The organism is Burkholderia sp. Bp9140, from assembly GCF_003853425.1.
Taxonomy (GTDB): domain Bacteria; phylum Pseudomonadota; class Gammaproteobacteria; order Burkholderiales; family Burkholderiaceae; genus Burkholderia.
Genome location: NZ_QTPQ01000022.1, coordinates 60,312 through 72,938, shown reverse-complemented (window position 1 = coordinate 72,938; position 12,627 = coordinate 60,312). Strand labels below are relative to the sequence as shown.

At 67.2% G+C, this 12,627-nt stretch carries 11 protein-coding genes; 9 read left to right on the top strand and 2 right to left on the bottom strand.

Going from position 1 to position 12,627, the window contains the following annotated elements:
• Positions 1-1,456: 1,456 nt before the first annotated feature.
• From DIE21_RS19360 to DIE21_RS19335, 6 genes are all read left to right on the top strand, one after another.
• Positions 1,457-1,783 (top strand): hypothetical protein, encoded by a 327-nt coding sequence (locus DIE21_RS19360; RefSeq protein ID WP_124499223.1) that lies wholly within the window; start codon positions 1,457-1,459, stop codon positions 1,781-1,783.
• A 111-nt stretch (positions 1,784-1,894) separates the two neighbouring features.
• Positions 1,895-2,485 carry a hypothetical protein gene (locus DIE21_RS19355; protein WP_124499222.1) on the top strand — a complete coding sequence of 197 codons (591 nt, stop codon included), beginning with the start codon at positions 1,895-1,897 and terminating at the stop codon, positions 2,483-2,485.
• A 76-nt stretch (positions 2,486-2,561) separates the two neighbouring features.
• Positions 2,562-2,843 carry a hypothetical protein gene (locus tag DIE21_RS19350; RefSeq protein WP_124499221.1) on the top strand — a complete coding sequence of 94 codons (282 nt, stop codon included), beginning with the start codon at positions 2,562-2,564 and terminating at the stop codon, positions 2,841-2,843.
• 44 nt (positions 2,844-2,887) lie between these two features.
• Positions 2,888-4,582, top strand: a complete 1,695-nt coding sequence (locus tag DIE21_RS19345; protein WP_124499220.1) for a chemotaxis protein CheA — start codon at positions 2,888-2,890, stop codon at positions 4,580-4,582.
• Between the two features lie 156 nt (positions 4,583-4,738).
• Positions 4,739-5,323: a hypothetical protein gene (locus tag DIE21_RS19340; protein WP_124499219.1), complete on the top strand. Its 585-nt coding sequence runs from the start codon at positions 4,739-4,741 to the stop codon at positions 5,321-5,323.
• A 113-nt stretch (positions 5,324-5,436) separates the two neighbouring features.
• Positions 5,437-6,858 (top strand): sigma-54 dependent transcriptional regulator, encoded by a 1,422-nt coding sequence (locus DIE21_RS19335; protein ID WP_124499218.1) that lies wholly within the window; start codon positions 5,437-5,439, stop codon positions 6,856-6,858.
• A gap of 24 nt (positions 6,859-6,882) precedes the next feature.
• Here DIE21_RS19335 and DIE21_RS19330 read toward each other — a convergent pair whose 3' ends face one another.
• Positions 6,883-7,374 carry a hypothetical protein gene (locus tag DIE21_RS19330; RefSeq protein ID WP_124499217.1) on the bottom strand — a complete coding sequence of 164 codons (492 nt, stop codon included), beginning with the start codon at positions 7,372-7,374 and terminating at the stop codon, positions 6,883-6,885.
• Between the two features lie 361 nt (positions 7,375-7,735).
• Here DIE21_RS19330 and DIE21_RS19320 point away from each other — a divergent pair, with 361 nt between their 5' ends.
• Complete coding sequence (locus DIE21_RS19320; protein ID WP_124499216.1) at positions 7,736-8,413, top strand: response regulator transcription factor; 678 nt, start codon at positions 7,736-7,738, stop codon at positions 8,411-8,413.
• A 112-nt stretch (positions 8,414-8,525) separates the two neighbouring features.
• Here the strand turns inward: DIE21_RS19320 and DIE21_RS19315 are convergent, their stop codons facing one another.
• On the bottom strand, positions 8,526-10,079 hold the full coding sequence (locus DIE21_RS19315; RefSeq protein WP_124499215.1) for a methyl-accepting chemotaxis protein: 1,554 nt from the start codon (positions 10,077-10,079) through the stop codon (positions 8,526-8,528).
• Between the two features lie 257 nt (positions 10,080-10,336).
• Here DIE21_RS19315 and panE point away from each other — a divergent pair, with 257 nt between their 5' ends.
• Both panE and DIE21_RS19305 read left to right on the top strand, forming a co-directional pair.
• The gene (gene panE, locus DIE21_RS19310) at positions 10,337-11,275 is read left to right on the top strand and encodes a 2-dehydropantoate 2-reductase (protein WP_124499214.1); all 939 of its coding nucleotides are present in this window, start codon (positions 10,337-10,339) and stop codon (positions 11,273-11,275) included.
• Between the two features lie 301 nt (positions 11,276-11,576).
• Positions 11,577-12,536 (top strand): AraC family transcriptional regulator, encoded by a 960-nt coding sequence (locus DIE21_RS19305; RefSeq protein WP_124499213.1) that lies wholly within the window; start codon positions 11,577-11,579, stop codon positions 12,534-12,536.
• Positions 12,537-12,627 lie beyond the last annotated feature (91 nt).

Sequence of the window (12,627 nt, the reverse complement as noted above, 5' to 3'; positions counted from 1 at the left end):
GCGTCACGGGCTTTTCATGAATATGCAGGCGGATGAAAGCCGTGCCGGACCGAACTGAATCGGCTTTTTTTACCGCTCGTTCGCGTTGTCGGTCGACGCTCGATCCCGTCGGTATTTTCACGGATGAATCAATCGCGTTTCGGGCCTGCCGGTGCGCGCGTCCGGACGCGTCTCGGTGCCCGCCGCGTCGGCGCGCGAAAACGGATGCCGGGCGATTCGATTCGCGCGCGTCGTGACACCGGAGCGCCGTCGAATGGGGCACGGCAGGCGATTTGCGGGCGCCAAGGCGCGTATCGGCCGGCATAGGCGACGGCGCATTCTCAGGTTTGAAACACCCGTTCAACGGGCCCTTTCACGAGGCCCGGTGCGCCGCATTCGTCCGCCTTTACGGCATTGCTTCGTGGCATTCAAGGATCGATGCATGCCGTCGACCATTGTCGCGATACATTCCTGAAACAAAAAGTGCGGGTTCCGGCGAGAGGGCGGCGCGGCGCGGGCGGTTCGCGGCGCGCAAAGGTCGGTGGAATCATGTGTGGCATGCCGCTTGCGATATTGGACGCACCGGCGAGCGGTCGACCTGAAGCGACAAAGATGGGGGGCGGCCAACTCGTCAATAAGCAGTCGGGGAAACGACAATGAAGACCAGAAGCAGTAACTTGATCCGCGCATTCCTTGCGCACCCTTGGGGTAGTCGGACAGCTTGGGGGACGACTCGCGATGCAGTGCCAGCCTCGCGGGTTCGTCGCTGCCGGTTTCCCGGCATCCGCGCGTTGCGCGCGCTGGAACGCCTGTCGTTCCACGCGAGAACCGGCCGACAGCGGTGCTCCCCTTCATTCAGTTCGTCCGGATGGACCAGGCTGTTCGTGCCGGACAGCTTGCCCGCGATTCGTCTTCGACCGGGCCGGGCCGTCTCGATTGCGCCGGGCAAATGCCGGCGCTGGCTGGACTAGTTCGAACGCCCGTCGGCCGGATTGACCCGGCAGATCTTTGATCGATGGTTCAGGGAGAAGCGATGCCGCCCGGCTGTCATGCAGGCCCGTTATCGCAGCGATAACGCGCATGTTTCAGAGTGCACTGCATTAGCTGTGGAAAATCATATTCGCGCATTTTCGATCGCCGAAGCGAATGCCATGTGCCGGCATGACGCGGGAGTGAATTCCGAAAACAACTGATCCCGAACGGCGAATGCCGGTTTCCGGGTGCGCGGGACGATTTGTTTTCTGATAATAAAAAATCGATAAGAATTATCGAAAACATCTATAAAAAATTTCGGAAAACTAAAAAAAATACGAAGATGGACTTCGGCTGGCCAAAAATTACGGAATATCGGATTCGATGTGAGTCGATTATTTGTAATTAGATAGTGATCCTTATTGTTGGGGATTGCTCAAGGCAGGGAAGTTGAAGGCGTGCAGCTTTCCTTGCTTGTTCCGTCCACGCCGTTATGGAGTCGACCATGAAGAAGCTTCTGATTGCAGCAGCAGTTCTGGCGGTTTCGGGTGCAGCGTTCGCAGCGAGCGGCACGGTTTCGACCAGCAACTCGTCGAGCGGCGGCCAAACGATGGCCGGCGTTGTCGGGTTCGGTTCATTCACGGCCACGGACTCCGGTGCGGCACTCGGCGCAGCCGGTGCGACGGCCGGGGGCGGTGCGAGCAGCTCGATCTCGTACACGAACCACACCAACACGTCGACGGTGGGCGGCTTCGGCTGGGGCGGCGCACAAGCCGGCGGCTCGAGCGGCGCGAATGCCGGCTCGACCGGCTGGACGTTGTACCACTACTAAGCCGCGGCGCATAGCGTTCGTCATGGACTGGTGGCACGGATGCCGGGTTTCGTCCCGCGAGGGCGGACCCGGCGACCTGGCCACCGAACTTCCTCACAGCAAGGAATTGCTATGAAAGCCAACGTCTTTTTAGCGACGACGCTCAGCGTCCTGTCGTCGGCCGTACTGGCGTCCGGGCCGTCCACATTCAACCAGACGCAATCCGTTGCGGCAGGCGTCTCCGGTTCGGTGCTGGTCGGCACGGGCAGCTATACGAGCAACTCGGCTTCGGTCGCGGGCGCAAACGCTGGAAGTACCGTGACACCCGCCGGATCCACCGGCACGGCAACCGCCTATCACGACTCGACTTCGACGGCCAGCGGCTGGGGGACGAACGGGGGCGCGTTCGCGGCAGGCGGCGGTATCGGTGCCGCAGGCTCGTTCGGTGGAGCCGGCAACACGAGCGAGAACGCCAACGCGCTGTCGGGAGGGGTGACCGCCACGATCGTACTGGGCGCGAACCACTACACGGCAACCGGGGCGAACGACAGCGGCATTGCCAACGCGGGTGCCGCTGGCATGGCGGGCAGTGGCTGGTCGGGAACGATCGCGGGCTCGAACCACTACAACGCGTCGACCGTATGGGGTACCGGTGCGGCCGGATCGCCGTCCGCGTCGGGCGGCAGCCAGGGCAGCGCCGGCGCGACCGCCGGCAGTCCTTGATGCGGGTGTCGGGGGGACCAGTTTCCCAGCGATGCTGGTCTCTTTCCTCGCCTTGTTGTCAACGTAAGGAGTTGACATGAAGCAGAAACTGATTGCCGCCGCTCTGATGCTCGCGTCTCTGACGGCGTATGGCGCTGACCGTGCTGCCGACGACGTGCAATCGAATGTGCAAACGTCAAACAACCATGACCAGACAACCAAACCGTCGCAACAGCAAACGCTTTCGTCGGGCAGTGCCATCGGCGCACCGGAGGCCCCGCAATGGCCGGGCATGTCGGGCGGTTCATGGTCCCGGCTGGGCAGCGGCTGGAAACAGTTCGGGGAAGCAGGCAAAGCCGAGGGAATTCAGGGGAATTAGTACGGTTGCCTGGGTGGGAGGTCAAACCTCGTCCGGAGATTGAAATGAACAGCAACAAGATCAGGGTGGCATGTGCGGCGATGTTCGCGATGGCCACGATCGGTGCCCAAGCGCAAACCGCCGACTCGACTTCGAGCGCGCAGTCCTCGACGTCGTCGACGGCCATCAGCCAGGGCGGTGGCTCGAGCATGAACACGAACGTCACCAGTTCGCGCGGTGGCAACGCCAGCAGTTCCAGTACGAGCGGCGTGCGCGGGAGTGGCAATTCGACCGTGCAGGTCAACTTGACGTTGCCGTCTTCCACGAGTGGCGGCTCGAACGTGACGCCGCAGAGCACGAGCGCGCTCGCGGCCGGCACGCCCGGCACCAGTCCGTACAACACCCAGGCGACGGAAAACGTCAACTACTCGGGTACCCAGACGATCAAGACGAACCCGGCGATCCAGGCGCCAGGCCTCACGACCACGCTGTCCGATACGTGCATGGGCTCGGTGAGCGTCGGCGTGTCGTTCCCGGGCTTCGGCGCGACGGGCGGTACGACCCTGGTCGACCAGGCGTGCGTGCGCCGTCTCGATGCGCGTGAATTCCGCGCGATGGGGCTGACCGACGTCGCGCTCGCGCTGCTCTGCCAGAGCGACGCGAACCGGCGCGCGGTGGAAGCGACCGGGCACCTGTGCCCGGGCACGACGGCGCCGCTCGCGCGCTCGAACGTGGCGCCGAGCGCGGAAGCAACCGTCGCCGACGATGTGAAGTATCGCGATCCGCTCGTGCGCAACCGCATGGGCCTGCCGCCGCTCGACGCGGCCGCGCCGGCGCCCGCGCAGACGCGGCCGATAGCGACGACCGCGGTCCGGGCAGCGCCGATCCCGGTGCCGGTGCCCGCGCCGTCGATCGCCGCGCCGGCCGTCAGCGCGGTGCCGGGCGCGACGCAGGCGGCCGCCGCAAAGGCGTCGCAAGCGGCTGCCGTCGTGCCGGTTAGCGCAGCCGCACCGGTTGCCGCACCTGCCGTCGCACCTGCCGCGATGAGCGCGATGCCTGCTGCCGCCATCGTTGCAGCGCCGGCCGTCGCCGACAAGACGCCTGAACCTGCGCCGGCGGTTGCCGGCAAGGCGCCGGAACCTGTGTCGGCAGTGGCCGACAAGGCACGTGAACCTGCACCGGTCGTCGCCGACAAGGCGCCTGAACCTGCGCCGGCAGTGGCCGGCAAGGCGCCTGAACCTGCACCGGCGGTGGCCGACAAGGCGCCTGAACCTGCACCGGCGGTGGCCGGCAAGGCGCCGGAACCCGCGCTGGCAGTGGCCGACAAGGCGCCGGAACCCGCGCCGGCCGTCGCCGACAAGGCGCCTGAACCTGCACCGGTTGTTGCCGACAAGGCACTGGAACCCGCGCCGGCTGTCGCCGGCAAGGCGCCGGAACCCGTACCGGCCGCAACCGGCGCCGCACCGCAGACGGCGGACGCAGCAGCGCCCGCGCCCGCGGTCGATGCGAAGGATGCCGAACCGGTTTCGCAGGCAGCAGCCGAAGCGCCTGCGCCGGACGCCGCGCAGCCCGTCGCGGCCGACACGCCGGCCGCCGATGCGAAGGCGGCGGACACGGTCGAATCCGCAGCCGCGCCCGCACCGTCCGCCGAGATGCCCGCCGCCTCCGATCGGGCGCCGACCGCGGTCGACCAGCAGGCCGCCCCGGCAGCGCCGGCGATGCCGGCCCCGACCGTCATCTCGACGAGCACGTCGTCATAAGCCCGCGGGCCCGGCTCTCGTGCGACCGGCATGCCGGTCGCACGAGAGCCGTCGGGATTCGCTGTGCGATGCACGTTGCAAGTTTGACGGGTGTTGGTCCCATCCCCGAGGTCAACACCTCTTTTTGCCTGACGAGGGTACGAGGAGGCCTCAATCATGAGGATCTTTTTGGTCGCTCTGCTGCTGTACGGCACACAAGCCGCCGCACAGTCGGTTTTCCGGAACCCTGCGGTCTTCGTCATCCTGAGCGAGCAGACCCTCGCGAACGCCGCGAGCGTTCAGCAGGCGCTGACGACGCTCGGCCGTCCGGACAACACGGCATGCGTGCCGATGATGATGGTCGGCGACCCGCAGATGATTTACATGATGCCGGAGGAAGGGCACGCGCCGTCGTGGCAATCGCCGGTGTACGGTCGCGGCGCGCCGTTCGAGGCGCAGAACGGGCCGGCCCCGACCGGCAAGACGGTCGGGGCGATGCAGCACGCGGAGGACATGCGGACGCAGCCTTGGAGCGACAGCAGCGCGATCACGCAGAAGATCGCCGGCGAGCGGAGCCTGTCCGCGTCGGCGCGGGTCAGCGACTGGCAACGCAAGGGGCTGAACACGATCGAGACGGCGCCTGCGACGGAGGTGACGGTGAACGGAAAGACCTACCGCACCTATCGCGAAGACCTCAACCAGGCCGCGCGGCCCGTCGTCGAACCGCAGATCTACACGCAGCGTGTCGTGTTCTGCCGATGACGAAACTTTCCCGAGCGGAGAGGCCGGCAGCGGTAGCGCGCGGGCAGGGAGGCCCGTCGCGCACCGGTGCGCGACGCCCGCTCCGCCAGACAACCCTACGCGGCGAGGCCATCATGAACCATTGCTGCCCGATCAGACTGTCAGGCCCGCAGGAGGGCGAACGGGCCGCATGCCCGAGCCCGTTCGTCGCGCTCCGGCTTCACCATGCCGTGCCGTCGCGCCCGCTCGTGTATCTGTCGCAGCATCCCGACGCGGGGCTCGTCGACTGTCTCGCATCGCGCGGCTGGGACGTGCGGCGCGCGAAATCCGTTGCGGACGCACTCAATCTCGTCAAGGCGAACCGCCTGCATGCGGGCATCGTCGATTTCGGCGACTTCGCGTCACCCGACGTCGCGTCGTTCGAGGCGCTGCTGCGCGATCCGCGTATCGGCTGGGTCGCGCTCGCCGACGACGCGCGGCTGCGCGACGCCACCATCGCGCGCCTGATCCGCCAGTGCTGCTTCGGTTACGTGCGCAATGCGGCGGCCTGCACGACGATCGGCTATCTCGTCGGCCATGCGTACGGGATGCTGAAACTGGCGGACAGCGAACCGGCCGTCGATGCCGCGCCGCCCGGCGGTGCGATGATCGGCGCATGCGACGCGATGCGCCGCCTGTTCGCGACGATCCGCAAGATCGCGAACACCGAGGCCACCGTGTTCATCGCCGGTGAATCCGGGACCGGCAAGGAACTGACCGCGGCGGCGATCCACCAGCATTCGTCGCGCGCCGACGCGCCGTTCGTCGCCGTGAATTGCGCGGCCATCCCGTCGACGCTGCTGCAGGCCGAGCTGTTCGGACATGAGCGCGGCGCGTTTACCGGCGCGCACCAGCGCAAGATCGGCCGCATCGAGTCCGCGCACGGCGGCACGCTGTTTCTCGACGAAATCGGCGACATGCCGTTCGAGAGCCAGGCGAGCCTGCTGCGATTCCTGCAGGAGGGCAAGATCGAGCGGCTCGGCGGGCGCGCGTCGATTCCGGTGGACGTGCGGATCGTGTCCGCGACCCACGTCGATCTCGAGGCCGCGATGCAGGCGGGGCGGTTTCGTGCGGACCTGTATTACCGCCTGTGCGTGCTGCGCATCGACGAGCCGCCGCTGCGCGCGCGCGGCCGCGACATCATGCTGCTCGCCGACCACGTGCTGCGGCGTTATCGCGGCGACGGCTCGCACCGGATTCGCGGCTTCATGCCGTGCGCGATCGAGGCGATCCACAACTATGCGTGGCCGGGCAACGTGCGCGAACTGATCAACCGGATCCGCTTCGCGGTCGTGATGACGAACGGCCCGCTGATCTCGGCCGTCGATCTCGAACTGAACCAGTACACGTCGCACCGGCCGCCGACGCTCGCCGACGCGCGCAGGCAGGCCGAGCGGCGCACGATCGAGGAAACGCTGCTGCGGCATCGGCACCAGCATGCCGACGTCGCGGCGGAACTCGGGATTTCGCGCGCGACGCTGTACCGCCTGATGAGCGCGCACGGCCTGCATGGCTGACGCCGGTTGCGCCGGCGCGTGGCGTCAGGCTGGCCGTTCGAAGCCCGATTCGACCCAGCGCGCGGCGCTGGCCTTGTTGAGCTTGAACCCGGCGGACACCTTCGCGTCGGCCAGCAGCTCGCCGTACGGGTCGAACGCCTTCAGTTGCGCATACGGCTCGAATTCGTCCGGCACGATGTCGAGCGTCACCGACACATCCTGCCCGTCGTCGTCCTGGACCGTCACTTCCTTGTGCAGCATCGCGCGGCGCTGCTGCTCGTGACGCATCAGCACCTCGGTCGCGGTCTTCACCAGCGTGCGGAACGCGTTCGCGTCCATCGGCTTCGGGTTCTTCTTGTCGCGGCCCATCGTCCACGGGCCGACGAGCGCGGGCTCGGCTTCGCCGTCCTTGATCATCTCGACGGCCCAGCCGTCGTCGTCTTCGTTCTTGATGATGCGGGCCGTCCAGCCGTTGTCGCGCCAGAGGCCGTCTTCGTGGAGGGTGGTGTCGTCGGATTGCAGATCGGATTCGGTCATGGAGGAAGCGCGGCGAACGAGCGGGGCGCGCGGCCGGGAGCGGCGCGCTGCCCGCGGCCGGTCGCCCGGAGTGGCATGCAAAGGCCGCAATTTTAACCCGCGGGCCGTCCGTGCGGCCCGCGCCGCCCGCAACGTCGGCCGTCCGGCCGACTCAGGCCGCCGCCGAACGGTCGGACCGGCGCAAATATCAAACTCGTATTACGTTCCCGCAGGCCAATCTATACGCCGTCCGATATCCCGGCGGAGCGCCGGTTCCTAGAATAACAACCGGGATAAAAATATCCCGAACTTCCAACCAACGCCGATCCGGCCGCGCGCGCATGTCGCGCCGCGCGGCCCGGCGAACCTTCTGGAACTGCGCATGGGGAAATTCAGTATTCGCACTGTGTTCGCGTACGACTGGCCGCTGACACTGGCGGGCATGGAGCACATTGCCGGCAACGCGTGCGCGATCGATCTCGTCGGCGTCTCCCGGACGCCGGGCGAACTGGTCGAGGCGCTCGGCAGCATCGACTGCGACATCGCGCTGGTCGACTACGCGATCGGCCGCGACGCGCAGATGGACGGCCTCGCGCTGTTCGACTGGCTGCGCCGCTCGCGCCCGAACGTCGGGATCGTCGTGCTGGTCGGGAACGAGAATCCGGTGATCTTCCGCTCGATCCTCGCGCAAGGCGGCGCGAGCCTCGTCAGCAAGTTCGACGATGTCGGCCACATCGTCACCGCGATCCATTCGAGCTACAGCGGCGGGCGCTACCTGTCGCCGCTCGTCCGGCGCGCGCTCGAGGCGCTCGCCGAGCACGACCAGCCGCCGGTGAAGCTGTCGACACGCGAAATCGAGGTGATTCGCCTCTATCTGGCCGGCGTGCCGATCAAGACGATCGCGCAGCGGCTGAACAAGGGGAAGCAGACGGTCAGTGCGCAGAAGATCAGCGCGATGAAGAAACTCGGCGTGACCAACGACATCGAGCTGGTCCAGCGGGCGGCCGGGCTGGGGTTCGGTGGCGGCAAGGCCGTGAGCCGGCCGGCCGGCGCTGGGTAGGCGTGAAAGAGGCGCGGGTCGGGCAGGGGCCGGCACCGCGCGGCGCCGGCCCGTCAGGTGGAATCCGCCCGAATCGGCGGGATTCGGCGGGATTCGGCCGGATTCGGCGATGTCAGGCCGGCAATGCGAATCGCGTGACCGCGTCGCGCAGCGCTTCGGCCTGGTCGCGCAGCGAATGCGCGGCGGCCGCGGCTTCCTCGACGAGTGCCGCGTTCTGCTGCGTGACCTGGTCCATCTCGCCCACCGCACGGTTGACCTGCTCGATCCCCGCGCTCTGCTCGCGCGACGCGTGGCTGATCTCGTCGAGGATTTCGTTCACGCGCCGCACCGACTGCACGATTTCGGCCATCGTCTCGCCCGCGTGCGTGACGAGCGTCGCGCCGTGCTCGACGGTTTCGTTCGATGACACGATCAGCGACTTGATCTCCTTCGCAGCCGTCGCCGAGCGTTGCGCGAGGGAGCGCACCTCGGCCGCGACCACCGCGAAGCCGCGGCCCTGTTCACCCGCGCGTGCCGCTTCGACGGCTGCGTTCAGCGCGAGGATGTTGGTCTGGAACGCGATCCCGTCGATCACGCCGATGATGTCGCCGATCTTGTGCGAGCGGTCGGTGATCTCGTTCATCGTGCGCACGACATCGTCGACCACCTCGCTGCCGCGCGTCGCGACCTGCGCGGCCTGGCCGGCAAGCGTCGCGGCCTGGGCGGCGCTGTCCGCGTTCTGCTTCACGTTCGCGGTCATCTGGTCCATGCTCGACGCGGTCTGCACGAGCGCGGCCGCCTGTTCCTCGGTGCGCTGCGACAGGTCGGTGTTGCCCGACGCGATCTCGCTCGCGCCGACGTTGATGTTTTCCGTGCCCATCCGCACGCGCGACACCATGTCGATCAGCCCGGCCTGCATCGTATGCAGTGCATGCAGCAGGCTGCCGCGATCGTCCTGCTTCAGGTTCACGCGCGCGGTCAGGTCGCCCTGCGCGATCCGCTGCGCGGCGTCGAGCGCGACTTCGAGTTCGCCGCCGAGGTTCGCGCGCACGCTTTTCAGCACGAGCACCATCACGGCGGTCGCGATCGCGCCGAGCACGGCCGTCATCGCGAGCCAGCGGCCGACGCTCGCGAGCACGGTCGAACGCACGTCGTCCATGTACATGCCCGTCACCAGATACCAGTCCCACGGCGCGAAGCGCTGCACCGCGCTGGTCTTGTCCTGCGGCTTGTCGGCGCCCGGCTTCGGCCACAGATACTCGACGAAGCCCTTGCCGCCTTCCCCGTTGCCGGCCTTCACGATCTCGACGAACAGGTGCTTGCCGTTCGGGTCCGTGAAATTCGACACGTCCTTGCCGTTGAGTTCGGTCTTGATCGGATGCATCACGATCACCGGCTTTGAGTCGTTGATCGAGATGTAGCCGTCAGTGCCGTAGCGCATCGCGGCGATGGCCTCGAGCGCCTTCTGCCTGGCGTCGGTTTCCGGCAATGCATTCTGCTGTGACAGCTTGTAGTAATGGTCGGCGACGTTCGTCGCCTGCGCGACCAGCGACGCAAGCTGGTCGCGGCGGTCCGTGATCATCGACGCGCGCGTCTGCCATGCGCCGATGCCGGCGATCACGAGCAGGCCGAGCCACAGAATGACGATCATCGAGGCGAGTTTCTGATTCAGGGAAAGGGTGCGCATGAGTAGTGAGGTCGGTCGGTCGAACAAGCGCGCCGGGACGGCGTGAGGGGATAACTCTTTGACGGCACGCAGCGCACGTTGCCGTAGGCGGGAAATCCCTGAGAAACGGCAGCGGTTCGATACCGTGGAGCGCGGTGCGGGCATCCATGCATATACATAGTCGGCGTCGCTATACTGTCGGGCGATGACGGTTGCGTGTCGTGCCCGGACGGTCGGGCGCGGGCGGCGGCGTCGAACGAACCCGAAAGGAGGCTGCAATGCGAATTCTGGTGGTGGGGGCCGGCGCGGTCGGCGGATACTTCGGCGGCCGGCTCGCGGCGGCGGGGCGCGACGTGACGTTCCTGGTGCGCGACGGCCGCGCGGCCGCGCTTGCGCGCGACGGGCTCCTGATCCGCAGCCCGCGCGGCGACCTGACGCTCGCGAACGTGCAGACGCTGCGCGCGAGCGATGCGGCCGCGCCGTTCGACCTGGTGCTGCTGAGCTGCAAGGCCTACAGCCTCGACGATGCGATCGCGTCGTTCGCGCCGTTCGTCGGGCCGTCGACGCTGATCCTGCCGATGCTCAACGGGATGCGCCATCTCGACGTGCTGCGCGACCGGTTCGGTGCCGCGCAGGTGCTGGGCGGCCTGTGCGTGATCGCGGCGACGCTCGATCGCGAGCAGCGGATCATGCACCTGAACGACACGCACGGGCTGTCGTTCGGCGAACTCGCCGGCGGCGCATCAGCGCGCGTGCGCGCGGTGGCCGACGTGCTCGGCGGCGCGGGCTTCGATGCGACGCTCAGCGAGGACATCGCCGCGCGGATGTGGGACAAGTGGGTGTTCCTCGCAACGCTCGCGGCGAGCACGTCGCTGTTTCGCGGTTCGATCGGCGACATTCTCGCCGCGCCGGACGGCCGCCGCCTGCTCGAGACGATGCTCGACGAATGCAGCGCGATCGCCGCGCACAACGGTCACCGGCCCGATCCGGCCGCGATCGGGCGGATGCAGCGGATGGTGCTGACGCCATCGCCGCTGACCGCATCGATGCTGCGCGACGTCGAGAACCGCGCGCGCGTCGAAGCCGATCACGTGATCGGCGACCTGCTCGCGCGCCGCGATCCGCAGGCGGCGGATGCGCTGTCGCTGCTGCGAATCGCGTACAACCATCTGAAGACGTACGAGACGCGTGCCGCGCGGGAAAGCGCGGCTGGATAACGCGGCGGGATAAGCTCGGCTGGATAAGCGCGGTTGCGGCCGCGCCTGACCCGCGTTTCCGGGTACGCGTGGCGGCCGCCGTTCCCGTCGTTCCGCACTGCACAATCTTGCCGTCCGGCGCCGTTTCGGCCCGCAACCCGCAAAAAAGTATCGAAAATCAGGCGTAAAGTTGGTGGAGCCGTGCGCGCGATCGACCTACATTGCTTCCCATGCGACCGGTCGCGTCGCCGCACGATTCCGCGGCGTACGGACGAACCGCCGAACGGCCCGGTCAGCGATACATGGGAATGGAGACGCCACGATGATGCACCCCGATCTGGAAGTGGTCGAAGTGCGACGCGACGAGTCGTTCAAGGTCTGGTCGCACGGCTATCCGTATCGCACGATCCGCTGGCATTTTCATCCCGAATTCGAACTGCACCTGATCGTCGCGACGCGCGGCAAGTATTTCGTCGGCGACCACATCGGCTCGTTCGGCCCCGGTCATCTCGTGCTGCTCGGCCCGAACCTGCCGCACAACTGGGTCAGCGACATGGCCGAAGGCGAAACCGTCGAGCGCCGCAATCTGGTGATCCAGTTCGATCCGTCGTTCGTGCGACGCTGCATGGACGCATTTCCCGAATGCCGCGATGCGCAGGCGCTGCTCGACGACGCGCGACGCGGTGTCGGCTTCGACGACGACACGAGCGCGGCGATCGCGCCGCTGTTCGACGAACTGCTGACGGCACGCGGCATGCGCCGCATCGCGCTGTTCATGACGATCCTCGAGCGGCTGTGCGGCGCGGCCGAGCGCACGCTGCTCGCGAGCCCCGCATACGACCAGGCGCACGTGAGCCCGACGCGGCTCAGCCATGCGCTGTCGTACATCGGCAAGAACCTTGCGTCCGAACTGCGCGAATCGGATCTCGCGCAGCTGACCGGGCAGAGCGTCAGCGCGTTCTCGCGCGCGTTTCACCGCCATACCGGCTTGCCGTTCGTCCAGTACGTGAACCGTCTGCGGATCGAGTCCGCGTGCCAGATGCTGCTCGCCGACGATGCGAACATCACCGACATCTGCTTCCAGGCCGGCTTCAACAACGTGTCCAACTTCAACCGCCAGTTCCGCGCGGTGAAGGGGATGGCGCCGTCCGAATTCCGCGCGCTGCAACGCCTGAACGCACGCAGCCGCGAACTCGCGCTGCACGCGGCGCCCACCGGCAACCCGATGCCGCCGCGCGTGATCACGCCCGGCGCGCCCGCGCTCGCACCGCAGCCAGGATGATCGCCGGGCCTTCGCACGCCTGAGCTTTCCTTGCCGTTTCACCCAGCCGATCGCGCCGTTCGCGTCGCGAGGGGCTCGCTCATCCACGAAA

What these genes read in the sequence shown, in the direction of transcription:
- DIE21_RS19360 (WP_124499223.1), top strand. Translation starts at nt 1,457, where the DNA reads ATGAAGAAGCTTCTGATTGCAGCAGCAGTTCTGGCGGTTTCGGGTGCA.
- DIE21_RS19355 (WP_124499222.1), top strand. Translation starts at nt 1,895, where the DNA reads ATGAAAGCCAACGTCTTTTTAGCGACGACGCTCAGCGTCCTGTCGTCG.
- DIE21_RS19350 (WP_124499221.1), top strand. Translation starts at nt 2,562, where the DNA reads ATGAAGCAGAAACTGATTGCCGCCGCTCTGATGCTCGCGTCTCTGACG.
- DIE21_RS19345 (WP_124499220.1), top strand. Translation starts at nt 2,888, where the DNA reads ATGAACAGCAACAAGATCAGGGTGGCATGTGCGGCGATGTTCGCGATG.
- DIE21_RS19340 (WP_124499219.1), top strand. Translation starts at nt 4,739, where the DNA reads ATGAGGATCTTTTTGGTCGCTCTGCTGCTGTACGGCACACAAGCCGCC.
- DIE21_RS19335 (WP_124499218.1), top strand. Translation starts at nt 5,437, where the DNA reads ATGAACCATTGCTGCCCGATCAGACTGTCAGGCCCGCAGGAGGGCGAA.
- DIE21_RS19330 (WP_124499217.1), bottom strand. Translation starts at nt 7,374, where the DNA reads ATGACCGAATCCGATCTGCAATCCGACGACACCACCCTCCACGAAGAC.
- DIE21_RS19320 (WP_124499216.1), top strand. Translation starts at nt 7,736, where the DNA reads ATGGGGAAATTCAGTATTCGCACTGTGTTCGCGTACGACTGGCCGCTG.
- DIE21_RS19315 (WP_124499215.1), bottom strand. Translation starts at nt 10,079, where the DNA reads ATGCGCACCCTTTCCCTGAATCAGAAACTCGCCTCGATGATCGTCATT.
- panE (WP_124499214.1), top strand. Translation starts at nt 10,337, where the DNA reads ATGCGAATTCTGGTGGTGGGGGCCGGCGCGGTCGGCGGATACTTCGGC.
- DIE21_RS19305 (WP_124499213.1), top strand. Translation starts at nt 11,577, where the DNA reads ATGATGCACCCCGATCTGGAAGTGGTCGAAGTGCGACGCGACGAGTCG.